The sequence below is a fragment of the Microcoleus sp. K5-D4 genome, from assembly GCF_036704575.1.
GTDB lineage: Bacteria > Cyanobacteriota > Cyanobacteriia > Cyanobacteriales > Microcoleaceae > Microcoleus.
In genome coordinates this window covers 32,325-56,826 of the sequence record NZ_JAUBSD010000045.1, presented here as the reverse complement: position 1 = coordinate 56,826, position 24,502 = coordinate 32,325, and the positions used below count along the sequence as shown (strand labels likewise).

Annotated in this window: 21 protein-coding genes; 8 read left to right on the top strand and 13 right to left on the bottom strand. The window is 46.0% G+C overall.

Going from position 1 to position 24,502, the window contains the following annotated elements; all coding sequences use genetic code 11:
• Positions 1-814 precede the first annotated feature (814 nt).
• Positions 815-2,752 carry a serine/threonine-protein kinase gene (locus tag QUA77_RS15750; RefSeq protein WP_333451055.1) on the bottom strand — a complete coding sequence of 646 codons (1,938 nt, stop codon included), beginning with the start codon at positions 2,750-2,752 and terminating at the stop codon, positions 815-817.
• Positions 2,753-3,251: 499 nt separating this feature from the next.
• Here QUA77_RS15750 and QUA77_RS15745 point away from each other — a divergent pair, with 499 nt between their 5' ends.
• Both QUA77_RS15745 and QUA77_RS15740 read left to right on the top strand, forming a co-directional pair.
• Positions 3,252-3,734, top strand: a complete 483-nt coding sequence (locus QUA77_RS15745; RefSeq protein WP_333042379.1) for a 2Fe-2S iron-sulfur cluster-binding protein — start codon at positions 3,252-3,254, stop codon at positions 3,732-3,734.
• A gap of 38 nt (positions 3,735-3,772) precedes the next feature.
• Positions 3,773-4,243: a phycobilisome protein gene (locus tag QUA77_RS15740; protein ID WP_333042380.1), complete on the top strand. Its 471-nt coding sequence runs from the start codon at positions 3,773-3,775 to the stop codon at positions 4,241-4,243.
• Between the two features lie 17 nt (positions 4,244-4,260).
• Here QUA77_RS15740 and QUA77_RS15735 read toward each other — a convergent pair whose 3' ends face one another.
• From QUA77_RS15735 to QUA77_RS15715, 5 genes are all read right to left on the bottom strand, one after another.
• Entirely contained in the window at positions 4,261-5,427 is a 1,167-nt protein-coding gene (locus QUA77_RS15735; RefSeq protein ID WP_333042381.1) for a pentapeptide repeat-containing protein, read from the bottom strand.
• Positions 5,428-5,665: 238 nt separating this feature from the next.
• On the bottom strand, positions 5,666-6,328 hold the full coding sequence (locus QUA77_RS15730) for a V4R domain-containing protein (RefSeq protein WP_333042382.1): 663 nt from the start codon (positions 6,326-6,328) through the stop codon (positions 5,666-5,668).
• Between the two features lie 50 nt (positions 6,329-6,378).
• A complete protein-coding gene (locus tag QUA77_RS15725; protein ID WP_333042384.1) occupies positions 6,379-6,849 on the bottom strand; it encodes a phycobilisome protein in 471 nt (156 codons plus the stop codon).
• 170 nt (positions 6,850-7,019) lie between these two features.
• Positions 7,020-7,286, bottom strand: a complete 267-nt coding sequence (locus QUA77_RS15720; RefSeq protein WP_333042386.1) for a hypothetical protein — start codon at positions 7,284-7,286, stop codon at positions 7,020-7,022.
• 94 nt (positions 7,287-7,380) lie between these two features.
• A complete protein-coding gene (locus QUA77_RS15715) occupies positions 7,381-8,082 on the bottom strand; it encodes a V4R domain-containing protein (RefSeq protein WP_333042387.1) in 702 nt (233 codons plus the stop codon).
• A gap of 276 nt (positions 8,083-8,358) precedes the next feature.
• Between QUA77_RS15715 and QUA77_RS15710 the strand changes: the two genes are divergently transcribed.
• The 4 genes from QUA77_RS15710 to QUA77_RS15695 all read left to right on the top strand — a co-directional run bounded on the left by QUA77_RS15710 (position 8,359) and on the right by QUA77_RS15695 (position 12,918).
• Positions 8,359-10,197, top strand: a complete 1,839-nt coding sequence (locus tag QUA77_RS15710) for a caspase family protein (protein WP_333451052.1) — start codon at positions 8,359-8,361, stop codon at positions 10,195-10,197.
• 764 nt (positions 10,198-10,961) lie between these two features.
• The gene (locus QUA77_RS15705) at positions 10,962-11,117 is read left to right on the top strand and encodes a hypothetical protein (RefSeq protein WP_333042391.1); all 156 of its coding nucleotides are present in this window, start codon (positions 10,962-10,964) and stop codon (positions 11,115-11,117) included.
• Positions 11,118-11,682: 565 nt separating this feature from the next.
• Positions 11,683-11,907, top strand: coding sequence for a hypothetical protein (locus tag QUA77_RS15700; protein WP_333042394.1), 225 nt, complete (start codon positions 11,683-11,685; stop codon positions 11,905-11,907).
• A 759-nt stretch (positions 11,908-12,666) separates the two neighbouring features.
• Positions 12,667-12,918 carry a TIGR02450 family Trp-rich protein gene (locus tag QUA77_RS15695; protein ID WP_242725377.1) on the top strand — a complete coding sequence of 84 codons (252 nt, stop codon included), beginning with the start codon at positions 12,667-12,669 and terminating at the stop codon, positions 12,916-12,918.
• Positions 12,919-13,197: 279 nt separating this feature from the next.
• Here the strand turns inward: QUA77_RS15695 and QUA77_RS15690 are convergent, their stop codons facing one another.
• The 5 genes from QUA77_RS15690 to QUA77_RS15670 all read right to left on the bottom strand — a co-directional run bounded on the left by QUA77_RS15690 (position 13,198) and on the right by QUA77_RS15670 (position 21,465).
• Positions 13,198-14,310, bottom strand: a complete 1,113-nt coding sequence (locus tag QUA77_RS15690) for a M24 family metallopeptidase (RefSeq protein ID WP_333451051.1) — start codon at positions 14,308-14,310, stop codon at positions 13,198-13,200.
• 93 nt (positions 14,311-14,403) lie between these two features.
• On the bottom strand, positions 14,404-15,489 hold the full coding sequence (gene galT, locus QUA77_RS15685) for a galactose-1-phosphate uridylyltransferase (RefSeq protein ID WP_333451049.1): 1,086 nt from the start codon (positions 15,487-15,489) through the stop codon (positions 14,404-14,406).
• A 224-nt stretch (positions 15,490-15,713) separates the two neighbouring features.
• Positions 15,714-17,393, bottom strand: a complete 1,680-nt coding sequence (locus QUA77_RS15680) for an AarF/ABC1/UbiB kinase family protein (protein ID WP_333451047.1) — start codon at positions 17,391-17,393, stop codon at positions 15,714-15,716.
• Positions 17,394-17,834: 441 nt separating this feature from the next.
• Positions 17,835-20,060, bottom strand: a complete 2,226-nt coding sequence (locus tag QUA77_RS15675) for an ATP-binding protein (protein WP_333451044.1) — start codon at positions 20,058-20,060, stop codon at positions 17,835-17,837.
• Positions 20,061-20,589: 529 nt separating this feature from the next.
• Complete coding sequence (locus QUA77_RS15670; RefSeq protein ID WP_333451043.1) at positions 20,590-21,465, bottom strand: hypothetical protein; 876 nt, start codon at positions 21,463-21,465, stop codon at positions 20,590-20,592.
• 178 nt (positions 21,466-21,643) lie between these two features.
• Here QUA77_RS15670 and QUA77_RS15665 point away from each other — a divergent pair, with 178 nt between their 5' ends.
• Complete coding sequence (locus tag QUA77_RS15665; RefSeq protein WP_333042404.1) at positions 21,644-22,192, top strand: LeuD/DmdB family oxidoreductase small subunit; 549 nt, start codon at positions 21,644-21,646, stop codon at positions 22,190-22,192.
• 97 nt (positions 22,193-22,289) lie between these two features.
• Here QUA77_RS15665 and QUA77_RS15660 read toward each other — a convergent pair whose 3' ends face one another.
• On the bottom strand, positions 22,290-22,712 hold the full coding sequence (locus tag QUA77_RS15660) for an NUDIX hydrolase (RefSeq protein ID WP_333042406.1): 423 nt from the start codon (positions 22,710-22,712) through the stop codon (positions 22,290-22,292).
• Positions 22,713-23,016: 304 nt separating this feature from the next.
• Entirely contained in the window at positions 23,017-23,442 is a 426-nt protein-coding gene (locus QUA77_RS15655; protein ID WP_333061110.1) for a DNA-binding protein, read from the bottom strand.
• A gap of 144 nt (positions 23,443-23,586) precedes the next feature.
• Here QUA77_RS15655 and folD point away from each other — a divergent pair, with 144 nt between their 5' ends.
• Positions 23,587-24,465: a bifunctional methylenetetrahydrofolate dehydrogenase/methenyltetrahydrofolate cyclohydrolase FolD gene (folD, locus tag QUA77_RS15650; RefSeq protein WP_333451040.1), complete on the top strand. Its 879-nt coding sequence runs from the start codon at positions 23,587-23,589 to the stop codon at positions 24,463-24,465.
• The last annotated feature ends 37 nt before the right edge of the window (positions 24,466-24,502 follow it).

Here is a 24,502-nt window from a genome sequence, read left to right as displayed (position 1 = left end):
AGACCGCCAGCGTTCATCCTGAGCCAGGATCAAACTCTCCGTGTTGTTGAGTTCTTTTGGCTTATATCAAGTTCTTTTCACTCAGCACAATGGCTGGTTTTTTTCCCTTGACTTTTTTCTCGTTGTTTGCGATATTGAGTATTAGCGATGCTTTTACTCTCTATCTTGATTTTTTTGACGAGGTTAATAGTGCTTTAAGCTTTCAAACTATTCTTTTTTCTAGGTTCAGTTTTTTGCCTTTAATCTGCGGTTGTTTGAACCGCCTCTCTTCTGGCGCTTTATTAATGTATCAACTCTCCCCAGAGTTGTCAAGCGTTTTGCGAAAATATTTTTGACTTTGTTTTGAACCTATACACACCAAGGGTTTCGGCTTTCCTTCACTGCTCCGACCTCCGCTGGCTGACTCCTCTTTATAAATATGGGGTCTTTTTTTGGGCCCAAATACGGCTTTGGGGCAGACTCTCTCCCACGCAGGGCTAGAAGAATTCAGTGGTTCAATATGATGATGCGGCTTACTGGGACTCGATCTAAGGCAAGGTTAGAGTGTAAGGTGTGAGGCTGCATCATGGGGTTAGGATGACAGAAGCAGGCTGGTGCATGAGTCATATATATAATGGTGTCTGCATTTCTTGGACTTTACTGAGGGACGTTTGGGTCTCAAATTGAGCCGATCGCCCTTAACAATTCCTCTGATTCAAAATCCAGAAGTTGACACGACACGGTACTCTAACCCTGATCAAACTCCCAGGAATCGATCGCCCGCAAATACACTCTCCTGAATTACACCCTTAAACTCCTTCAGTTACCGCAGTTATCAGCCTTTGATAAGCGAGCGCGAGTTGGTATCCTCAACATCTACATCTAAAAAGTGCAAGTGACTCTCTTCCTCAGTATTGACAGCAATCACCAAACCTCTATTCCCCCAAGGAGCTATCGCCCGGGGTGAGGCAGGGCTGCTAAAACTTCCTACTTGAATCCCTTGACTGTTTACCACTTCTATCTGCCCCCCAACATCTGCCAACACCCATCCCCAATTAGCGACACAAGCAGACACGGGCAAAGTTTCAAGAGGAATTCGCGCTACCTTGAACGGCCACAATTTCATCAACAGCACCGCCGCTTTACCACCTTGAGGAATTCCCAGCAAAGTATAAGGCTCAGGTGTCAACAGCATCTGTCCCACGCTGGCCGACAACCGCACAGAACCCACCGGCGTGCCGCGGCGAGTGTAAACTCTAAAAATAGTTTGGGGATTTTTTGCTTCGTTGTCGGGCCAAACTGCTAAAACGTGTCGCCGATCCAAAAAAATTAATTCTGGTAAATAGTGTTCTGGTAACGGCACAGTAGCGATCAGCTTCAGGGCTTTTTCGCGATCACCCGCACTGCTGTTTCCCGCTAAAGAATAAAAACGCAGTTCGCCGGGAACCGCTACTGTCAACCAGTTGCCATGAGAGTCTACAGCAGCTTTTAAAGGATCTGGACCTTGCCTCCAACCCATATCCAGCAAACATTGAGGCTCCCAAGAGTGTTCATTGAGCCAGTAAAGTTTTTGCGGAGTGAGAACGCAACAGCCGTTGGAAACAGGTAAAATGCCGCGCACGATTTCCGGCATTAATGAAATAGAAATAGACATTTCTCCTGTAAATAGCTGTTTTCCCGGCTGAGACAAAACCTTCACCTCTGTACCTACAGCAGCATAGAGATACGTTTCAGTAGCAATTAAAGCGGTCAACGGTGCAGGAAGTATCAGTGGCTTTGGCTGCGAAAGCGAATAGCGCACAGTCCGAAGTAAATTAATAGCCGACTGTGATGCTTTTTCCTCTTCAACTTCCAGCAAAGAGTCACTTTCCGACTTCAGACTTTTATCACCACTGGTTGTGGGATTTTCCCAGGGAATAATGCAGTCGCCCAATTGTCTGACAGCGGGGTCGTACAGGATCAGTCGCAGAGCTTGAGCCATTTGCGAAGCACTGGCAAAGCGGCGGGCTGGCAGCTTTTCTAAAGATTTTTTGACTATTGCTTGCAAAGGTTCGGGGATGGCGTCGGGAAATTGCAAGCGTTGATTCAGGTGCGCCCACCTCAAGTCTCCGGGGGTTCCCCCAAAAGGGCGGTAGCCCATTAGCAATTCAAATAGCAGAATTCCTACTGCATATATATCTGACATCGGGGAAAAAAGACCGTAAAACCGCTCAGGGGCCATGTAAGCGGGGGAACCTACGGTAGCGTCGGGAGAAAGTTCTTGGTGGAGGCGAGTGGTACCAATTTCTGGCAGCCGACGCGCGATGCCAAAGTCAGAAAGCCGGGGCGACCAACCTTTTGCTCCTAAAGTGAGGAGGATATTTTCGGGTTTGATGTCGCAGTGAACTACGCCTCGGCGGTGGGCGTAGTCTAAGCCGGCTAAAACTTCCATGACTAGCTGTAAACCTTCGAGCAGACGCAAGGGGCGCTCTTGTTTGAGCAGGTTGCGGAGGGTTCCTCCCTCGCAGTAGTCCATCACCAAGTACCTGCCTGTAGCTGTGTGTTCTAGAGCTCGGCAGGTAACAATATTGGGGTGCTGCAAGGTGATCAGAAACCACAGCTCTCGCAAGAATTCGCTAGTTGGGGCTTTCTGATGACTAAGTTCTTTGAGAGCAACCAGTTGGCTGGTGAGGCGGGAGTCCTGGGCGGGAGCTTCTCGAACGCTGGCACAAAAGACTCGACCAAATTGTCCTTGTCCGACTAGCCCTAAAATGCGGTACTTAGAATGTTGCATCGGTCTAATTATAGAAAAAGCTTGAGCTAGTATTAAAATATGTAAATAATTCTGACAAAAATTCAAATTTTTGAATCGCTCGCCAGGTACAGCCTATGTTATCTCAGGTTCATTCTCAGCCTCCTTGAGAGCGATCGCACAGTCGCACTTATTAAAATCCTTGAGTTTCGGGACTATAAATCTTGCCGGATTCGGGTGTCAGATCGGGAACTACCTGTGGCTGCTATTTTAGTCGATCGCGACTATTACAGTTTTTTCAATGCCATGCAGAAAGTATCTAAGGTTTTAGCTTTTCAAGGCTAAGCTGGGGAATCGGGGCGAGGGTACAGTGATATGACCAAAACAGAAGTGCGGTTATGCCCTAGGGGTTAGAGAGCCAGAAGCCGATGCTGTCGTCAAGGCATCTTAACCTTTTTGAGTGTTAGCCAAATTTTTTTGCGCTTTAAATAAGTTGATCGTAACTTGCTAAATACTGAACTTGACAGGAGCAAACATCAATATGGTTAAAATTATTAAACTAGATCCAATTGCGGAGGAAATAGCAGTCGAAACCCGATCAAATATCCTGTCTGCCTTACTTTCCAAAGACTTAGACGTTCTCAAGGAATGCGGGGGACGGGGAATGTGCGCTACCTGCCATGTTTACATTAAAGAAGGCATGGAAGGCTTGTCGGACATGAACCGCCGCGAGAGAAGGACGTTGGAAGTCATTACTACGGCTAGAGCCAATTCGCGACTTGCTTGTCAGGCTCAAATTATGGGCGAGGGTGTGGTTGTACAGTTGCCTGCGGGGATGTACATTAATGCTATTGAAAATGTCGAAGCTCTGATAGGCCGCCGGGCCCAGCAAGATTTATTACACCCAATTACGGGTCAAGTAGTTGTAGAATCGGGAAAGTTAATTACTCGTTCTATCGTTACACAGCTTAATGAAACGCGCTTTCAAGTAGGACAGTATTTAGTTCGGACTAAAGAAGCTTAAAACTGATATCTTTGTATTTTAGTAGTAGAGAAAAATCTATGTTGAGCCAACTTGCGCGTTTGAGCACGGAAACAGACGGACGCTACGCCAGTGCAGAAGAACTCCAATTTTTGAAAGACTACTTTCAGTCTTTGAATCACCGGATGAGTGCTTATAAAAAAATTCAAGCCTCTGAAACAGACATTATGCGGCAAGTGGAAGCACAAATGCTGTCTCTAGACCCTAGTTTATTTCGGCGCGGGGCTAACGATATGACTGAAAAGTGCCGTGGAGATATTGTGCGGGTGTTGAGGCATTCAGCGGCAGCACTGTTGATTAATGATACTGAACGGTTGCGCGATCGGCTACTACTTTGGTTGCAAACTATTTTAGGCGCTGTTCAAGTTAGAAATAGTGCGACCGTGACCTACGATGTGATGAAAAAGGTTCTAAAACAATATCTCACGGTAGAAGAAAGGAACCTATTTTTTCCGATTCTGGACATCAACCGCACTTTACTCGGCAAATAATCAAGGGGATTGAGAAGTTAACGCCGATAAACTGTGCCGTTAGGAAGAGTGGCTCCTATCAAATTCGCTCCTGTTAAATCCGCCTCAGTGAGAATGGCTCCCCGGAGGTTGGCTCCTGTCAAGTCAGCTTTCTGCAAGTTGGCTTTACTCAGGTTAGCTTTGCTCAAGTTAATTTCATGCAGGCAAGAATTAGAAAGGTCGGCATTGAGCAGGTAGGCTAAACTCAAGTTTGCTTTGCTGAGGTTAGCCCCGCTCAAGTTAGCTTCCATCAGATAAGCACCGCTCAAGTTGGCTTCGTTCAACAATGCCTCTGCCATATTAATTCCAGTTAAAAGTTTGCGGCTCAAGTCTACACCGCTGAGGTCTGCCCCGCTGAGGTTAATACCACTTAAGTGGCTGCCATTCAAAGTAATGTTTCTCAGATAGGTTTTGCTGAGGTCTGCTTTGCACAAATTGGCTCTATCCAAGCAAGCTTCGCTAAGGTCTGATCCGATCAAGCAGGCGCCATTTAAATAGGCTTGAGTGAGGTTAGCTCGTCTGAGATTAGCTTTCAACAGGTTGGCTTTGCTGAGGTTAGCACGGGTTAAGTTGGCTCCGGCTAGGTTGGCTTTGGATAATTCGGCTCCGGTGAGCTGTGCTTCGGTCAAGTCTGCCTCTTTCAGACTCGCTAGACTTAAGTAAGCATCTTTGAAGTTGGCCCCGTTGAGATTGGCTTTAATCAGATAGGCTTTACTGAGATTTGCCTCAGTGAGAACGGCTTTTGTGAGGTTAGCGGCGCTCATATCTGCACCTATGAGATTAGCATTGGGAAGAATTGCTCCGGTCAGGTTTGCCCAATTCAGATGAGATCCGGCTAGGTTGGCGCCGGTGAGATTGGCTTCGAGGAGATTGGCTCCACTCAGACTGGCTGCCATGAGGTTGGCGCCGGTGAGATTGGCTCCGCTGAGGTCAGCTTTGCTGAGATTGGCTCGGCTCAGATGGGCTTTGGTGAGGTCGGCCCCGCTGAGGTTAGCACCGATTAAGTAGGGTCGTTGCTGGTGTTGGTTGAGGTTTGCCAAAATAAGAGTTGGGGCATCGCTGGAACGGTATAAATCGATCGGACTCAACACAATGCCGCGCAGATTTGCCAGTCTAAAATCTCTTTCGCCGGCTGCATATCGAGTTAGAAGTTCATTGGCGTCCATTAAGTTCTAGCAAAATGTTTGAGGTTTTGATTGCTTTTAAATTTTATGAATTTCTAGAGTAAGTTATGAATTTTCTAGCTGCTAGTTATAATCAGATTTTATTTAAATTGCTAAAACCTGATTTTTTAACTTAGGAGCTTTTTTATAATTTAACTCACAGTTTTGATGAGACGGGGGATAATATGGCTAAAAAAAAATGATTTGACAGCTATTAACAAAGTAATAGCTGTCAAACAAGTCAATTTTTCTGGAAAAGTTGACTGAGAATAGCTTCATGGTCTTTTCCTTCTTCGACCATAGAATCTGCAGGTAGGAGGCGATCGCGCAGCCCTAAAATAAAGCGGTTGCAGTCCGAACCCAATGATTCGCAGGATGTTTGCAGGCAGTGAAGTTCTCGACCCGTAAGCTGACTAAAGAACGAACTTAAAATACCTGCTTCTAAAAAACAGGCTGGTCGCTTAGACTTGGGAGCTGTTTTAGCAAAAAGAGAGTTAGCAATTTTTACTATTAAAAATCCATGTTCGGAATAGCTGGGGTCAAACTCAAATGTTCCCCATCCATGAGTTTTCCAACACTGCTGTAAGGACTGAAGAAATTCTACCATTTCCATTTCAGAAACTGGCTGACCGTAGTATTCGCTGACTTCTTCGCAAAAACGCACGTAGAAGTTTTTACCCCACCAGCGACCGCAGTTGAAAAGTACGAGGCGGGAGGCTTGACCTGTTTCTTGTTCTAAGCCGATATAAATGGCTTGAATCAGTGTTTCTGGGAGTGCTAAGAGCCGATCACCCCGGCGGTTTTCGAGGAGGCCGAGTTCGAGGTCGCCTCGGACGTAGGCATCGCTGGCAAAGTAGTTCCCAGGGAGTCGGGGCTGTTTGAGTAAGTCGGCAATATTAATCATCGGGAATTGGGAATTGGGAATCGGGAATTGGAAATTGGAAATAAAGCGGATTATTTATTATTTTGGTCAATAATAATTGACTGTGCTTGGTCAAAAAATGGTTGCAATATAGCCCGGGCTTGCTCGGAAAGCAATTCTTTTAAACGAGTTTGCAGCAGATTGCAAACAGTTGCTTCGATTTTTTGAGTTTGGTGGGCTGCGACTATGCCGGAAAGCCAGTCTACAAGGCGCTGTTCGAGAAAATTTCGATCGTTCAGCAGCATAGCCATAGCGCAGTACCGCAAGACTAACACCCAGTGTTTGAGCGATCGTTCTAAGGTTTCTTGTTTTTCGTCGGGGAACGTTTCTTGTAGCTTGTTGGCTACTGGTTGGAAGATGCTTGCTTCCTTCTCTCGTAAAAATTCGTAAATTTTTAAGCGCTGGACAAGGGTTACAGCTTGACGCTTAAAAGCTATGAGTTCTTCGCCTTTTAAAAAGCGGTTTTCGGCCTGATCCAGCAGCGCCTCAATCTCAGGGTGCATGATTTTAATTAAGTGGTAATCGGTAATTGATAAAAGGAAGGAAGTTCGGCAACGAGCAAGGTACGGAATTTAACGGATTTAACTAATGGATTTTGAAGGATGAGGAAAGAGGGGTGAGGGAAAAGGGATGAGGGATGGCCCTATTTTTCATTTTTTATTGCCTACACAGATTAAAACAGGTCGAATAGGTCATCAATGGTGACTTCGGCTTGTTCAGAAATAGAAATTACTGGCAAGGGTGGCGGTAGGGGTAGGGCACCTACTTCCGGAATTCCTTCCCAAGAAATAGCTTGAAAAAAGTCTGCTACTGGCTGGGTTAAACTCAGAAGTTGACCGGGGGTCGAGCCATTTGGGGTTTCTAAAGATTTTCCCAGCCAATTATAGTGACCAAAGAATTCTTGGACAGATTGGTCCAACCATGAAGTTTGACTTTTCATCTTTCTTCCTGCCTGGAGAAATCCACCATCGCACTTTCGATCGCGAAATTGGTGGGAGGAAAGGCAGGGCAGGGGATGTGCCTTTCCAGGTTGTTTACCGCAATATTTCACCGTGTTGCAGTCGATTTTGAATATCGCGGGCGTTGGCACCTTCGTTGAGCCAGAATGCTGCTGCATCAATTTTATCTGGGTTGCCAAGCAGGAACTTGCAATAGGTTTCTCCCATTGAGTAACATTGGAGTTCTATGCAGCTCAGAGGCTTTTTGACTAAAGAGCCGAAGAAACCGGCGAACAAACCGGCGTATAGGTGGCAAACCGGTTTGCCTACGTCTCCCAATGTGCGAGCAACTGCTGAGTCAAAGAGGTTGATGAAGATGCAGCCGTGTTTGCGATCGCTCATGTCCACTTCCCAGCGACCCCAACCTTGAGCCGTGAAAGGCCACCACCAAGTTTCTAGCAGAAACATGAGATTTGACTGGCGAATGTTCTGGCTGTATTCGGCACTAAACCATTTTTGAAAAAATTCGGAATCTTGGAGTCCCCACTGGCAACCAATAGTATACATGATGACAGAGGACGCGGGGCCGACTTCTTCTTCGAGTCCCTCCACTAAACCGATAATGAAGTCTTCGCTGGTAAAAATGTTACGCGACTCATTCCAGTCGTCAATTGTACCCATCTGGCGATCGAAGGCAAAAAAATCCTGAAACCTATAGTGGCTGTGAGTTTTAGGATGATTTTTCTTCAGTAGCGATTCGCTGTGGGGGGAGATTTCTTTTTTGGCGGTAGAGACCATTGGCGGGTTATTCCTTTTTGGTGTAGTTTGGTGAAAATTAGAGTCAAATAGAGTGGCCTGTGTATCCAATTTAACTTTATTTTTCTAAAGGCAGGCACAGGGTATAATTTTTCACTGCAATATAAAAATTAAAGATTTTAAGATGGTAAATTAGGGGGCTTGTTGGGAGTTCTGCCTTCGGACAACTGCTCTGTGAGTGGTGACGAAAGTGGGTATAACCTTAAACGGCTATGTGTTATCGTTTTGTGCAAGCTGTCCACTATATATATAGGGCATATGGGGATGAAAAATCACGCTTGTATTGCAATAGGCATCAATCAATATCAGTTACTCCAGCCTTTGAGTTATGCCCAAGAGGATGCAGAGGCCCTGTACGGTTTTTTGACTGAGGAGGCGGGTTTTGCGCCGGATGGATGTCTGCTGATGACCGATAGCTCGCCGTCGCTGTGGGGTCAATCTACATATCCAAATCGGGAAAATATTCTGAGATTGACCCAAAGCCTCTGCGCGGAACACGTGCAACAAGGAGATTTACTCTGGTGTTTTTTTAGCGGCTACGGTGTCAGCTATGAAGGTAAGGATTATTTGATGCCTGTTGACGGCAATCCGGCTGACATTCAGGGTACGGGGATTCCGGTAGAGTTGCTGTTGAATACTCTGAAAAACGCTCCTACGGAAACGGTATTGGTGCTGGTTGATATGAACCGCAGCCAGATTGTGAAAGCGGGGGAAACCATCGGCTCTCAAACGGTCGAGCTGGCACGGGAACTGGAAATCCCAACGGTGCTTTCTTGCCGCCCGAATCAAGTTTCGCGGGAAACTTCGGCTTTGCGTCAGGGGTTTTTTACGACGGCGCTTTTGGAGGGGCTGCGATCGGGACAGTGCACGACCATTAAGGGTTTAGACCGTTTTTTGAGCGATCGACTGCCGGAGCTGTGTGACCACCATTTGCGTCCGAAACAAGAACCTTTGATGGTGGTGAATCCTCCGGGAAAGGCTAATTTGGTGATTTTGCCGGATGCTTCAGGGGTACCAACTGCTGCGTTGGCCGGACGCAACGGCAATATGACGGTTGGTACGGCTGATGGGTTCGATCGCCCGCAAATGGCGACGGCTACGGCTCGGATGGATCTGCCTCCGGCAGTTCGCAACGCTCAGGATTTGCCTGTTGAGAAGCCGCCTGTGTCGCAGCCAAATGCTGTGGCCGCTGCTGATGGGGGGGGCGATCGACCGAACTTGCAAAAGCCGGAGGATGAGCATAACGGGGGGTCGGATAAGTCATTTTTGCAGCAGCTAGTTTTATGGAGTTCAGCTACGGCTTTGGTGCTGCTGTTGGGTGTTTTTGTGACGAACAAATCAATTTTTATTGGTCAGCAGGAAGGAGATCCTCGATCACCTGCTGAAAATGCCCAAAACTCTGGATCTCAAAAATTTACTGGTATTGGGGGGTCGCAGAACCAACCGCGGGCGGTGCAAGCAGGGACTGGAACCAAGCAGCCACCATCCAGCCAGCAGGTGTGGGCTGAGGCGAAAACTTTCCTCAAGGATGGTTCGGCTTCTAGTTTTAATAAAGCAGTGGTTAAGGCTCGAACGATTCCGCCGAGCGATCCGCTCTTCCCGCAGGCTCAGCAGGATATTGAGCGCTGGAGTTTGACAATTTTGGATATAGCTAACGGGCGGGCTGCTCGGGGCGATTTCCAGGGGGCGATCGGGGCGGCTAAATTGATGCCTGATGTCAATCAGCCTGTTTACAATCAGTCGAAACAGGCGATCGCTCAGTGGGAGGAGCTATCCAAAGACCAGGATGTAAATGCTGCTTTGCTATCGGCTGCTAAGGGTCAAATTAAGCGGGGGGTTGCCTCTTCTTACAGTAAAGGCATCCAGCAAGCTAATAAAATTGAACCCGGTCAGCCGAAGTATGAAGAAGCTCAACAGTTAATTGGACAGTGGAGCGAAAGTATTCTCAAAATTGCTCAGTTGCGCGGCTCTCAAGGAAAGCTGAAAGAGGCAGTTGAAGCTGCTTCGCTGGTGCCGTCGGGTACTAAGAGTTATCAGCCTGCTCAGAAGGAGATCGCCAATTGGAAAACTAAGCTGCAACGCCCGAAAAAAGGTTGATTTAGTTGATAATTTCTCGGTTTCCCACCGAGAAATTATCTTAGCGACTGACCAACATCGGTCGTGAGCTTGATCGATACCTCTTGATACTGCAAAAAGAGACCTACATATCGATAATTTCAAACCAATAATTTTATTCACCATTTCCCCTCCCAGCTTCTGCGGGAGGGGATTTTATATGTTGCCTGGTCGGTTTGTTTTGTAGAGTGAAATATCTCGTATGAGCTGGTTAATGGGGGTTGCATAATAGCGGGAGGATTTTAATCTTTTTTGTGATGAGCCCATGAGTCCGAAGGCGTGTATTTTCAAAGCAGGCGGGACGCCTAACCCTATTCCCCACAATGCCTCAAATTGTGCAACCCCTGTTAATTAATATTTTAAATTCACGTCCAAAGTTCCCTAAATCGGCACGAACACCGTCAAAAATGAGTTTTTTTTTAACAATAAATGTGGTCTAATTTAGGTTAAAAAAAACAAATTTTCTAAGTTAGATAAGTTTAAAACCAATTAAAAAAGTTAATTTTTGTATTTTATTTTGTAGGTTTTTCAGCTTAATTTATAGTTAAATTCAACTTAAGTAACAAGCAAATTTGGCTATAGTGAATTCCTATATAAGGCAAATGACCAAGGCAAAATCGCCTTAAAAATAGGGTATGCATAGTTAATGTTTTTATCTCTCTTTGTGGGCTATTAGGAGCGATCGAGGGCTCGAAGACTGTTTAAACTTGTGCTGTTTTAAAATTATTAGCAGGTATCCATCTGTTATGAATTATACAAAATTAGCCGTTACTGGCAATTCTCGCGGAGGAGCGATCGCCCCCAAGGAATTCAGGAAACAGATGCACCGCCACACAGCACAAAATATCTGGATTTTCAAGCTGCGAGTCTTCGTTTGCCCGGAGCTCACAAAGCTGCCTTAATTAACACAAATAAGGGCTTTGCAAAAAAAGCCAAAAAATATTTCCTTGAGAAACAAGAATACAAACTTGGTCGCTTATTGTAGCCCCGGTAACAACACGTATGCCTGAAGTTATAGTTCACAGCTAAGTCTACGAGACGATCTAAATCAATAGGGTGAGGTGGCGGTGTCCGGGTGTTAAGAGGGGCGATCGAAGAGGAATGTTCCCGGAGCGATCGCTTCTCAATCGGGGAGTGTAAAACCTAGGAAGGCAAGGCGTTGGAGACAATCCTGAACTTTTTGAGTTCAGAAAAGTAGCGTTAGCACTAAACTCTGCCGTATTGTGGAAATCGAGCCAAATTTGTAACAGTTCTTAACTATAAATAATTCTGCCAAAACTGCTAGCATAGTGACACTTTTGTTAGCAAAAACAGATAAAGTAAATAAAGTTGGCTAGCTCTAGACGCGCCGATCCCCATCCTGGGGATGTTGAATCAATTTGATTCATACCAAGTGGTTTTAGAGTTACAATCGGAAGCAAAGCATCGCTATTTAACTGAGTTCTTTACTTACTTTTACTTTCAGCTATGAACGTGGATTTTATCAAAGCCCAAGTCAGGTTGCTACAGGGTGCAAGTTCATCGGAGCGAGAAACCCTTATGAAAAACATCGGCGTCTGTGCTGGCGTGATCCGACCGGGAGAGTACGTGACTCCGCAACGGAAGCACGCCATCACTCTCTGGCTGCAAACAAATGCGGTTCGCCTCCGGCTTCCCCAACTTCCTCTGGACTTATCGGGCCAAAAGCCTTAACAGGGAAGTAATCAAGACGTAGCGACAGAATCAAAGAAATTAGTCAATCTTACCTAAAAGTGCGTTTTTCTTGAGCTGTACAGGATCAATGAAACACGATTAAGATTGAAAAAATGTTTGTAGGGAAAGTTGGGCTCGAAAACACGCCTGTGGACAAGAAGCGGCCGACCGCTTTGGTAGAAGCAGGAAGTGAACGTCAAACCTGCTCTAAAAGTAGATTTGAGTAAGTTTCACAGAAGGGATTATTCTGCACAACTATAACCTGGGTTATTTGCTTTTAGATTTGAGATTCACCATTTAGCTGGTACTGGGTAAATTTGCTATTTGTGGATCGCCTGAAAAACTATCCTATTCAATAGGTATAACTAATTACAGGGGCAGTCATTGAACTGCCCTTACTTTTGAACCCCGACGAGAAACTGCTGCAAGTTACAATAAACGCATCTACTTGCAGATAGAGTTTAGGTGAACTCTCATGTAAGCAGCAGCGGCTCTATATTATCTGGTATGTTCGAGAGAAGGGGAGAGGGAGAGAGGATTTGACGAGCTTTAATAGGGAATTAATATCATCAAACAGAACGAGTTATAGCAACCCTTGCAGGAGTCGTACAAAGATGTAGGGATAGGGCCTTTCTTTGCCTACCCCTGCCTCATGGGGGCAACCACGGGGGGTTTGCCCCTACAAGAATTACACAAAGGATTTAGGATGGCTATATTACAATTCACTTGCTTTCTAATATATTTTTCTACAAAAATACTGTGAGCAAAAAACAAAAATTTCCTTATTTAGTTGGTTCCCGATGGACTTCACACCAAAAAACTTGGGGGTGGCGACACTTTCAAGTCGTTAACCGAAAAAACGAAGGTAAATGGGTATTTGCAGAAATGGTGGCGGCTTGCGATCCAAATGTACGTTTTTGGCTGAACGCCGCACAGCTCAAAGACCGATCGCTCTGGCAAGCTGGATGGCAGTCTACGCAAGAATTAGAGGAACTAGAAACAGCAGACTAAAAGACAGGGCTGTGGGGTAAAGTGAGGGGAACTTCCGCCGCCTGCTGCTATCGTTCCGATCCAAACCAATACGGAGTGAGACTTTCCCGGTTTTGAAAAATCTTTTACATAACTAAAAGTGCTGGAAACCCTTATGTGGCAGCGTTTTTGCTTAAGTAAGTCCGTGGGAAAAATCCTAAGTATGTAACAAAACATTAAGTACGGCGATCCGAACTCAATTTAATGCGTTTTGTAGGGTAGTGTACTTTTTTTCTCTACTAAAGCGATAAGTTAAAATGACTAAGGTCGATCGTCCCATATTTCCAACGGCACAGGGCGCAACCTTCCCGCTACTTCTACACTCGGCCAATTCGGATCAAAAGTCAAATTTTCCAACGTTCCATCGCTGTGAAGTACAAACGTATCCTCAATTTTTGCTCCCGACAAACTCGGATTCCAAGCCACAGCCATATTTTCTCCCAAAATATCTGAAGTAGCCGGATTCGCCACAATTTCGCGCGCCAAATATCCGGTAGTTCCGCCTTGATGGTGTTCCGCAATTGCTTGAGGATATCCGTGCTCTTCGTAAGCAGTTTTAAGCGTATCATAAACCGAATTCAGCGTTACTCCCTGCCGACACAAATTTAGCGCCGCTGCTTCAATTTCTCTGACTTGTCGGTGCAACTCTGAATGCTTTTCCCCAAGAAAATCGAAACAGACAAATCTGGTTAAATTTGCATACAAACCCCATCCCCTAGCGCAAAATACTAACATTGCTTGTCGTCCAATTTGTTCGGCGGTTGCTGTGGCGTGGCGGTACAGTGGCAAACGCCTTTCTCCAGCAACTAATGTCAGGGCTGGATGCAAACCTCTCGCCCACAAAGCCTCTGCACCGGCTCCGGCTAGCTGATATTCTGTCCATGTTGGTTTGGCTGCGGAAAGTACCTCTGTCATCGCTTCGCTCGCTAAACGCCCGACTCGCCGGTATCGCTCTAATTCGCTGGACATCATTGTCTGTTTGCGAGACTGTAAAGATGCGATTATTGGTGTTTCTTGGGCATTTGGCCGATCGCTCATGACGTTACCGCCACCAGTAATTTCTTTGACAAAAGCTTCGCGCTGTGCGACATCTGCCCAAGGATAGATGTGCATTTGAAAGTTGGCTGGCAATTCTTCATCTTGCAAGCGTTGAGCTTCGATTTCATCGGTGAGAACCCAAGCTGTTTCGGCGGTAATTAAAAGTTCTGCAACTCCTGTTTCTGCGGTTAGCAATACTGTATGGGAACCGCCCGCTGTGGCCCAGGCAAACCAGTCTGTACCGCGCAAGCGAAGGGCGATCGCTTTTGTGTCGGTTAAGGCTTTGCGGATGAATTCAAGTTTGCTTTCAACTTCTGGGTTAAATGAGTTTATCATTAGCTTTATTGCATATAAATTGTATTTTTTGGGCGGGCGGGACGTCCACCCACAATAATTGCATCAAACTTTACTTGAAAATTTAAATGGGTTTCAGCTTATATTGACAGATACGGCTTGCAATTCTTTAGCTTTTTCTTCGGGTAAAGCGTCGTTGGCAAACATTCCGGCGGCGAGTTCGGTTCCTGCGAGGTATTTTAGCCGATCGCTCGATCGATAGGGCGGATAAAATTGGGCGTGCAAATGCGCTTCTGGATGGGGTTTCCCGTCTGTGGGTCCTTGAAACCAAGCCATCAAATAAGGGAACGGGCGATGCCACAAACCGTCGTATTTGAGGGTGACTGTTTTTAAGGCCTTAGCGAGTGATTGCCGCTGTTTTTCCGTCAAATCGATAAATGTAGCAGCGGGGGCGATCGGGGCAATCCACACTTCGTAAGGGTAGCGAGCACAAGCGGGGACAAAGGCGATCGCCTCTTCGTCTAAATAAATAATTCGCTGGTTGTCGGAAATCTCTTTTTGAATCAAATCTTGCAGCAAACCGCTACTGTTTTTTTGATAGTAAACCGATTGACATTCTAACATCCGTGCCGGCACGGGTGGCACGAACGGATAAGCGTAAATTTGACCGTGGGGATGGTGCAAAGTTACTCCGACTTCAACGCCGCGATTTTCAAAGGGCAAGACGTATTCAATTTCAGGATTGCTACCGATAACTGAAGTGCGATCGGCCCACACTTCTAACAGCAATTCCAAGTGAGATAACTCCAAAGCGCCCAAGGAAGCCAGCGGATCTTGAGTGAAAACAACGACTTCGCAAATGCCTTTGGCGGGCAAAGTTTCGACAATATTTACAGGTGCATTTTTTGCTTGCAAAGTCATCGAGGGAAAGCGATTGTCAAACACTGCTACATCGTAATCTCCCGGCGGCAATTCTGTCGGAAACTTAGGGTTAATTGTAGCTGCCAGCGGGTTGTATTCGGGCGGCGGCATGAAAGTTCTTCCCTGACGGTGGCTGGCGTATGCTACCCATTCCCCCCGCAAAGGATGCCAGCGAAAGTGGGGGTTTGCCTCTACGGGTTCATTGCTGGGACTTACGGCCGCGATACCTTCTGGGATTGGATAGCGGCTGTACAGTGTGAGTGGGCGGCCGTCTGGTTTTAGCAATTTTTGGGCGTACATTTTTTGTAGGGGCGGGCGATCGCGTTTAATATATGTTAGGAGTATAACTTCGTGCTTTGAGAATCCGCCCCTACCTAAAGTCGCAAATTATGTTAAAAACTTGAGTTGGCAGTACCAACGTCAGCCTACCGTCTGCTATTGTAGAACGGGCCGGAGAGCTCGGATCTGGATTAAATTTAAATGCGTAGCAGCTTACGATCGCAATTCCCAATTACCCACTATATTTATCGATCCACCATTTGATCGAGCTTTTCCTTAACCAACAAATCTAACAAGGAGCGCAACACAAACAAGCTACCGAATCCCGAAACCGCAAAAGCTGCGATCGCCCCCGTTTGATATCCGCCCACTAGCAGCACTGCACCCGACAAAAACACAAAACCAGTCAAACAAGCGAAAATTAGAGTTTTCAGGGCTAAGTTAATGCGTTTCAAGGCTCTTTCGCTCTCTAGATTCCGCACTCTAATTTGCATTTCGCCTTCTTCAATTCGCTGCTCCAAACGGTTGAGAAAAACTTGCGATTTGCTTGGCTGTCGTAACTTATATGTAATAAAACTCCGTGCTTGCTTTGCCAATTCTCCGATCGCATTTCCCCGCCCCTTGCTCACTGCAATACTCTTGACAAAAGGCTGAGCGGATGCTAGAAAATTGTAATCAGGGTCGAGAGTTCTAGCTATGCCGTCGAGAGTCGTCACGGACTTGACAATAAACATCATTTCTGCAGGCAAGCGAAACGGTTGCTGCTCGAACATGATGTAAAGTTCGTTCTTAATTTCATTAAAAGCTTGAAAGTCGATCGGCTTATCAATAAACTTATCCAACAGAAAAGCAATTAACCTGCGTACTGGCATCATATCCGGCATCGGCTCAACCAAGCCGATCGAAATTAAAGTATTGAGTACCTCGTCAGTATCCTTTCTCATCACAGCAAAAAAAGTCTTGACCATTTGGTCTTTAGCCAGAGACTTCACCTCAGCCATCATCCCAAAATCGTAAAAAATCAAGCTACCATCTTCTGTCACCGCCAAATTTCCGGGATGCGGGTCAGCTTGAAAAAAACCGTCAATTAACAACTGTTTTAAATAACAGCAAATTCCGAGTTGATTGAGCTTCACAATATCCACTCCTATCGCCTCTAAACTAATGCGGTCGTCCACCTTAATGCCGGGTGCGTATTCTAGAGTCAGCACTTTTTTAGTCGTGTATTGCCAGTAGACTTTCGGGACAATAACTTGAGGATATTCTCGAAAATTATGGCTAAAGCGATCGGAATTTTTACCTTCTTGCACGTAGTCAATTTCTTGATATAAAATCTTAAAAAACTCGTGATAAATAGATTCCAGGTCATATTTGCGCGTCCCAGGCAAATAGCGATCGCAAAAACGCATCACTTGGCGCACCGCCTTCACATCCAAATCAAATAAACTTTCCAAACCCGGACGCTGCACCTTTACAATCACATCTTCCCCGGTGTGCAGCCTTGCTTTGTGCACCTGTCCCAGACTCGCAGCAGCCAGAGGCGAGGGGTCAAAATCGCGGTACAAAGCATAAATATCCTTGCCTAACTCTGATTCTACAAGAGCGATCGCCTCTTCGGAACTAAACTGAGGAACCCGATCCTGTAACTGTTCGAGTTCCTTCACATACTCCAGCGGCAGCAAATCCGCACGAGTCGATAGAGACTGACCGATCTTAATAAAAGTCGGGCCTAAATTCAGCAAAGTATTGACCAACCAATGAGCGCGAATTCTTCTAGTATGAGGCGAATTATTTTGCAGCAGTGCGTCCCACCACAAAAAAAACATAAACTTTCCCGCCGCTGCAAAAATGTCTATTTGCCGTGCCAGTGGCGAATATTTAGAACGTTGCCAACGCAGGGTTTTAGGTGCAGCTTTTGTGAGCATAATATTGGCTATCGAATTCCATGCACCGTGACAATTTTTAGGGACAATCCAAGACGCAGAAACCGGCTTGTACAAAAAGACGGATTGCAGGCCTTTGAAACAGTTAAAAAACTCAGTTTCTTTGGTCTATACTGCGTAATACCATCTCCGACTATACAATTATAATTAAGTTCCTAGTAAGTAATGCAAGTCCTGATTAATTCATAAATATAGGACAGTCGCACTCACTACAAACACGCGCTAATTACGGGCCAATAACCAGACATAATATAAGTTCTGGGGAAAATCAGCAATTGAGAACCGGCAATTTAGACGGCAACCAGACAAACAATTCAAAACAGAGGACTTGGTAGTGTTTACGACATTTCCCAATTTCTCTCTTCTGGCAAGTCTTCTAGTTTCGCCTGTTCGCGGCCAATTCCCAGCAGGTTCTCAACCGAACTATTCTTCTACATTACAGAGTTCCGCTGCAAATTGCGGCAGAGTCAAAGTAAAAGATGTGCGCCACAAATTGTCAGATTCTGAACTTTCTGTCGGACAGCTAGATACATCAATAGTACCATTCAAGTGCTGCACTAAACACTTTACCAGAGCCAGACCCAAACCCGTACCGGCGATAGCTTGGTCAGTAATGCCAGTGCCACGGCGGAACTTGTCAAAGATGTGGGGCAAATCAGCCGCAGAAATGCCGCGCCCGACATTAGAAATGGTCAGGACAATATAGCCGGCTGCCTCAGACGCCTCCAAAACTACCGCCGTTGCAGAAGCAGAGTATTTTCCAGCATTCGTCAGCAGCTCCAGCAGTACCCGATTGAGAATGTCCGGGTCAGTTTCCCAGCAAGGGGTCAACTTAGGCAAATCCACCTTAAGAGTCAATTGCTTATCCGCCCACTGTTTTTCAAAATCCCTAACTAAATCTTGAAATAAACGGTTGAGATCGATTTTGATTAGAGAAATCGGGACTTGTTGAGGCTCAAACTGCTTGAGGGCTAGCAAATCGTTAACCAGAGCAGTTTCCTTAGAACACTGCTGTTCTAGAATTTCGAGATACTTAGTCCGACTCGCTGACGGCAGTTCAGCTTGTTTGAGCATCAGAATCGCCAGTTTCATGATTGTTAAAGGGGTACGCAACTCGTGACTCAGAGTGCTGAGAAACTCGTCTTTAACCAGCTTCAATTTCCGCATTTGCTCTAGCTGATTGGCAGATTGTTCGTACAGTTTCCCCTGCACGTCGAGACTTTGCTGCAACTGAGAGGTTCTGTCTAAAACTACGGTTTGCAATTCCTTAAGCGTTTGAGTTTGGATAATCATCTTGCTCACTTGAGCGCTGACTGATTCGAGAACTTCTAATTCTTCCGGGTTCCAAGTGCGCGGCTTGGAATGCTGCAAAACCAAGAAACCCAAAACTGTTTCCTGGCAGCTACCGCCCGTGAAGGGAACCAGCAGCAAGCCGCGAATGCCTTGGAGTTTCAAAATTTCTGTGGCTGCTTCTTGTTCTTTGCCGATTAATGCGCCTGCGTCAGCGAGGGCTAGGGGTTTAGGTGCGCTGTGGAATGCTTGGTGGCACAAATTAGATTCTGACAGCCAAAAAGCTGGAGAGTTATTTGGTTTTGAGTTGGGAATATTGGATTTATAATTAGCAGTTTTATCCTTGTTTTTTGTTTTGGATGTTGAGCTTTTTTTGCCGATCGCGCTTTGTGCTATTGGCTGTTTATTTGGCTCTTTTTTTACAACTGATTCACAAACTAATTCGACTTTCGCTTTGGGAGTTTTATTGGGGGAGCGAGTTGTAAATAGAGGATCTGTATATTTCAATAGCAGGATTTGGCCTATATCTACTTCCAGAATATCGACGGTATTTTCAATAACTTGCTGCAATATTCGATCGACTTCTGAATTTGTGTGGATCGAGGCAGCAACTGACCTGAGTAGATTTTTGTATTTAGCTTGTCGCTGTAACTGTTCGTTTAAGCTGGCAATTTCTTGAGTTTTTTGAAGGTGAGAAATCGCGCTGCCGATCGCGTCTGATGCTGCTTCAAGGCGCTGCCGATCGGCTACCGACCACTCGTGAGGTTGCGACTTACCAACAATCATCATGCCATTTACAGCCCCTCCAAATCGCGCAGGCCCTGCCAAAATTGCCCGAAAAGGCAGCGGTGTCACAGGGGAATTGGGCGAGGAAGCTGCCGGAATATCAAGAGAGTCGGATATCGCCACTATCTCGCCGTCTGCTAGCACGTTTGCCCAAGCGGGGTGTTCGAGTGATCTGCTAGGCAGTTTTAATCCTGTAGTTTGGGGGTGTTCTGGTTTTTCAGTGGAATCCGCAACACCGGCAACAGAGGGGAGATTGCTCCTATTTTGCCAGTAAGCATTCGGATGTACTACTTTCTGGTCAACCACAGCAGTAACCACACAGAAATCTGCCCCCCATGCAACCCCCAAAGTATTGGCTATTTGCATCAGCAGGATTTCTCGATCAAAGCTGGTCGCGAGAATTTGGGAAATTTGTGGCCCGATAAGGGCAGGATCGACCTGGAACTGCATAAGACGATCCAGAAATTTTGGGACTGAGACTGGTTCTGCGATTTGGGGTAAATGCAAAGTGCAAGACTCTGACGGCGATCGGTCGATCAAAGTAAAGTCTTGATTTCCCTGGCGATCGATCATGGCAACCAAGCCTTTATTCTAAGATGTTTGAGCCGGCTCCCGCTGCCAATCTAGAACCTATCCATAACTGTCGGCTTGACCGTTATGAGCCTGCTTTCTGTGTTTGTGCAGCCGGTCGGCGGGTCGCTCGATATGTAAAAATATACCCAGATCAGACCGAGTTCTATTTTCCTGTTTTTTAGCCTTGGATCTGTAAGGGATGAACTTTACCATCCTTTACCGAATGATTATCAATCGCATTCCCGCTAATTTTGACGGTTATTAGTAGTATGAAGCTTTTCTAGAGACCGCTTAGTGACACCCCTCTTCTTACTGTGTGATGTTTCCTATTTAAGTTTGTGATCCTAACAAATTTTTATTGTGATACAAATCCGCCGATCGAATAATGCCGATCGCAAAAATTCAAAATCCCCAAATTATCACTCATAACATAGCTAAGAGTTTTCGAGTTTTTGCTCAAAAACTCATTTTTCACAACACCTAGAGCAGCGCGGCGAACTCTAGGGTTAAATTTATCAGACTTACCTCCTTACTTATTTTGTGCTTCCTGTTGGGCTTTATCGCTATTTTGGCGGTAAAGTGCCGTCCGGTTCTGAGCCATTGTATAGCGGGGATGCTTGGAAGGCACGGCGGCCATCAAATCGGAAGCTTGCTGCCACTTAGCAGCTACGACTAACCAATCCTGGCGAGATTGAGCGGTTTTGCCTTGGGTGGCTGCTTGTTCGGCTACTCGCACTGCTTTGGCAAAAGAGTCAACTGCAGAATTAACAGTCTCCTTAGAAATTTTCAAAGCAGGTTTTGCCTCCGAGGAAGGGGCACTGGCAACTGCTTGGGAACTGGCTTGTGTGCTGTTTGGCACTTGGGAATTAAGTCCTTTGTGGATGGCGGCCACTGCTGCAAGCAACAGCACGGTCAAGCTGATGCCGCCGACGATACCGCGCTGAAATTGCCGCGGTTGCTGCATCGATGGAGGTATAGCCATTCTCGGCAAAGCCCGCTTGCCGGAGAAAGCTTGGCGTTCGTGATGGGCGGTGGCTAAACGCTTGAACAAATTCGGCTTTCGGAGTTTAATTTCTTGAGACCACAACAGTTGATTATCCGGATCGCGACTAATTTCTTCCAGCCACAGCAGTTGGTGTTCTCGAACAAGCCGGCTGTTGATGTTAACTCGGCGAATATTGCGGGGCGAAATGCGTTCCAAAATGTCTCGGACTCGATCGACCAAACTAGACTCTTCGAGGAGTTGGGGGGTTGCAGCTTCGCACAGCAGTTGCAGCACCCCGTCTGCAAACACAGCTCGGGCCCTGACCCCTATCTGTGCCAGTTCGTCATTAAGGATTTGAATAATCGATGCAACCGAGCCCTCGCGAGCTTGTCGAGCAATGTCATCTATTGGATTTGCCATAAAACTATCTTGACGCTTAGCAATCTGTTAATTGTTAACCCAAAGTCTCGGATCTAATTTTTACTCATACAGGTTATCACTGACACTGCCAGGTTAAAATAAACAGATGCAAATCTTGCATACCGATCCACTTAAAATTATCACCACAGCATCGAGCGAGGCTAACAGGAAATAAACTATGGGTAAAGTAATTAGCGGTCAAATTTTTGTTGTAGACGACAACATCGATACAGATCAAATTATCCCTGCCGAATACCTGACCCTGGTTCCCTCGAAGCCGGATGAGTACGAGAAACTAGGCAGTTACGCGATGATTGGGTTGCCCGATCGCTACGGTAAGTTTATCGAATCCGGTGAACAGAAAACCCGGTATCCGATTATAATAGCGGGCGAAAATTTTGGCTGCGGTTCTTCGCGGGAGCACGCTCCGATCGCTCTGGGGGCCGCCGGCGTCACAGCAGTGGTGGCTTTGTCTTACGCACGCATTTTCTTTCGCAATTGCTCGGCTACTGGCGAATTGTACCCGATCGAATCAGTCGAGCGGCTCTGCGACTTGTTTGTAACGGGGCAAGAAGTGACGATCGATTTTACAGCAGAGGTAATTGTCAACCACACTCTCGATCGAACTTTCTCGCTCAAACCTTTAGGAGAAGTAGGCCCGGTAATAGATGCCGGAGGGTTGTTTGACTACGCGCGCCAAACGGGGATGATTGCTGCTCGCTCTTAACAGTTAAACCCCCTGCAATGTAGGGTGCACGCCCGGGCGCACCTTACGAGTATCTCCCTGCTCAAACCCATGCAATGTAGGGTGCGTGCCAATTTTATCAAATCGAGTCAATAAAATTTAACAAAATACGTTGGTGAGCAATCCCAAAAGGTCGCACATCTCCTGACTGCTCAGAAAAGCATTTGCCGGCCCGAATCTGATCGGGTGTCAACAACTTCATATCCCAACCTTCAAGCAAAACTAAATCCTTGACATCCGCACTAAGTTGTCCGTGAAAAACGTGGCGAACCACATCTTTTTCGACATCGGAACAGAAAAAAGAAATACTTGGAGGAGCATAGCCAATTTCCTCTGATAATTCCCGCACTAGAGCAACTTCCGGCGTTTCCCCCGGTTCCAAGTGTCCGCCAAACAAAGCCCACTGTCCGGGATACCTGATGTGAGGAATATCGTCTCGCAACTGACAGAGAAACTTGCCGTCTTGGTACAAAATCGCGATCGCAACGTGAAGTTTAGTCATAAAAAAGTTCGGTCACAAGCAATGTATGGGATTTGACGGATTTAACCGCTGGATATTGAGTATAGAAGGAAAAGGAAAGAAGTTATCGAGGAAAAAGAGGAGAATGTGGTGTAGTAGGGGCAGGTTTACCCTAATCTGTAATATAAACAAAAGAGCCGATAAACCCGCCCCGACTGCGATATTATCGTCTATAAAATTTCAACACAAATAAACATACCCACCTCGCTTGGGCGCAAGTACAAAATTTTGATTTTTATGAAATGGACGTACTTAATCCTTGAAACAAATTAGCATATTGGTATTTTTATTTATTTGCCGCTGGAGTGCGCTTTAATTGTTCCATTTCCTCAACATAAACTTCACCTAAATCCTTTCCGGCTAATTCCTTCAGAGTAATACTCTTGTAGCGGACTTCTCCCTTCAGCAAGACTTCATCGCCAAGCTGGGGCAAAACTTGGTTAGTTAAAACCCAAATCGTACCCGTACCGTCTTGAAGTTGATAAGCCGCATTCCCCACAAACGGAGCGCGATTTTCTACCTTCCCCCGAAGATAAACTTCAGCATCCACTTGCCGCTTTTGTTGAACGTCGCCAATGCTAGCCACATTAAAGCCAAGATTAAGTTGAGACATGGGTAAATTGCCGCAACTGAAAAAACCGCTGGCGAGGATTAGCGATAAAGAGCTGGTACAGAATCTTTGAACCCAAACTTGCTTAATTGCAGTAGTCATTGGTCAACTGATTTGAGATTTGAGATACGACTTACTTTAACAGAATCCCAAGAATCGATCGCAAGTAAGAAATTTCTCTAGTGTAGTCCTTGGCGGGGATTAAGCTAAAATCTAAAGTCGTCAGCCCCTAACCCAGAGTCTACAATGGATGCCAAAACTGCTCAAATACTAGATGGCAAAGCTTTAGCGACAAAGATTCAAACCGAGCTGAGCGATCGAGTCCGCGCCTTACAACCTCAAAAGGGGCGTCCTCCCGGACTTGCGGTGCTGATGGTGGGCGACAACCCAGCTAGCGCAGCCTATGTTCGCAATAAAGAGCGAGCCTGCGCTAAAGTTGGCATAGCTTCCTTCGGCAAGCATTACCCCGCAAATGCTACTCAAGCCGAACTAGAACTTGCAATTCGTGCACTCAACGAGGACGATCGAGTAGATGGCATTTTAGTTCAATTACCGCTACCAGAACACTTAGATGCAATTTCCCTGCTGTATCAAATTGCTCCCCATAAAGATGCTGACGGACTTCACCCTGTAAATTTAGGCCGTCTCGTGCGTGGGGAGGAAGGTTTGCGGAGTTGTACTCCCGCCGGAGTGATGCGGTTATTGCAAGAATACCAGATTGATTTGAAAGGAAAAAACGCCGTTGTTTTGGGCCGCAGTATTTTGGTAGGTAAACCGATGGCGCTGATGCTATTAGAAGCCGATTGTACTGTTACTGTAGCTCATTCGCGATCGCAAAACCTAGAATCGATTACCAATCAAGCCGATATTTTAATAGCTGCAGTCGGCCGCACAGAAATGATTACAGCTAATATGGTCAAACCAGGATCAGTAGTAATTGATGTCGGTATTAACCGCGTTGTCAATTCAGACGGTACGAGTCGTTTGGCCGGAGATGTTGATTTTAATGGTGTTAAAACAGTAGCCGAATTTATCACGCCGGTGCCGGGAGGAATCGGGCCGATGACTGTTGCTATGCTTTTGGAAAATACCGTTTTGAGTTATATGGAATACGATTCTAATTGAATTGGGGCCAACTTGTAAGCCAGTATTGGCTCAAGTA

Coding starts and splice junctions, on each gene's coding strand:
- QUA77_RS15665 (WP_333042404.1), top strand. CDS start 21,644: ATGGGTAAAGTAATTAGCGGTCAAATTTTTGTTGTAGACGACAACATC.
- QUA77_RS15705 (WP_333042391.1), top strand. CDS start 10,962: ATGAATTATACAAAATTAGCCGTTACTGGCAATTCTCGCGGAGGAGCG.
- QUA77_RS15750 (WP_333451055.1), bottom strand. CDS start 2,752: ATGCAACATTCTAAGTACCGCATTTTAGGGCTAGTCGGACAAGGACAA.
- QUA77_RS15670 (WP_333451043.1), bottom strand. CDS start 21,465: ATGGCAAATCCAATAGATGACATTGCTCGACAAGCTCGCGAGGGCTCG.
- galT (WP_333451049.1), bottom strand. CDS start 15,489: ATGTACGCCCAAAAATTGCTAAAACCAGACGGCCGCCCACTCACACTG.
- QUA77_RS15655 (WP_333061110.1), bottom strand. CDS start 23,442: ATGACTACTGCAATTAAGCAAGTTTGGGTTCAAAGATTCTGTACCAGC.
- QUA77_RS15740 (WP_333042380.1), top strand. CDS start 3,773: ATGTTGAGCCAACTTGCGCGTTTGAGCACGGAAACAGACGGACGCTAC.
- QUA77_RS15710 (WP_333451052.1), top strand. CDS start 8,359: ATGGGGATGAAAAATCACGCTTGTATTGCAATAGGCATCAATCAATAT.
- QUA77_RS15735 (WP_333042381.1), bottom strand. CDS start 5,427: ATGGACGCCAATGAACTTCTAACTCGATATGCAGCCGGCGAAAGAGAT.
- QUA77_RS15745 (WP_333042379.1), top strand. CDS start 3,252: ATGGTTAAAATTATTAAACTAGATCCAATTGCGGAGGAAATAGCAGTC.
- QUA77_RS15720 (WP_333042386.1), bottom strand. CDS start 7,286: ATGAAAAGTCAAACTTCATGGTTGGACCAATCTGTCCAAGAATTCTTT.
- QUA77_RS15725 (WP_333042384.1), bottom strand. CDS start 6,849: ATGCACCCTGAGATTGAGGCGCTGCTGGATCAGGCCGAAAACCGCTTT.
- folD (WP_333451040.1), top strand. CDS start 23,587: ATGGATGCCAAAACTGCTCAAATACTAGATGGCAAAGCTTTAGCGACA.
- QUA77_RS15715 (WP_333042387.1), bottom strand. CDS start 8,082: ATGGTCTCTACCGCCAAAAAAGAAATCTCCCCCCACAGCGAATCGCTA.
- QUA77_RS15730 (WP_333042382.1), bottom strand. CDS start 6,328: ATGATTAATATTGCCGACTTACTCAAACAGCCCCGACTCCCTGGGAAC.
- QUA77_RS15675 (WP_333451044.1), bottom strand. CDS start 20,060: ATGATCGATCGCCAGGGAAATCAAGACTTTACTTTGATCGACCGATCG.
- QUA77_RS15680 (WP_333451047.1), bottom strand. CDS start 17,393: ATGCTCACAAAAGCTGCACCTAAAACCCTGCGTTGGCAACGTTCTAAA.
- QUA77_RS15660 (WP_333042406.1), bottom strand. CDS start 22,712: ATGACTAAACTTCACGTTGCGATCGCGATTTTGTACCAAGACGGCAAG.
- QUA77_RS15690 (WP_333451051.1), bottom strand. CDS start 14,310: ATGATAAACTCATTTAACCCAGAAGTTGAAAGCAAACTTGAATTCATC.
- QUA77_RS15700 (WP_333042394.1), top strand. CDS start 11,683: ATGAACGTGGATTTTATCAAAGCCCAAGTCAGGTTGCTACAGGGTGCA.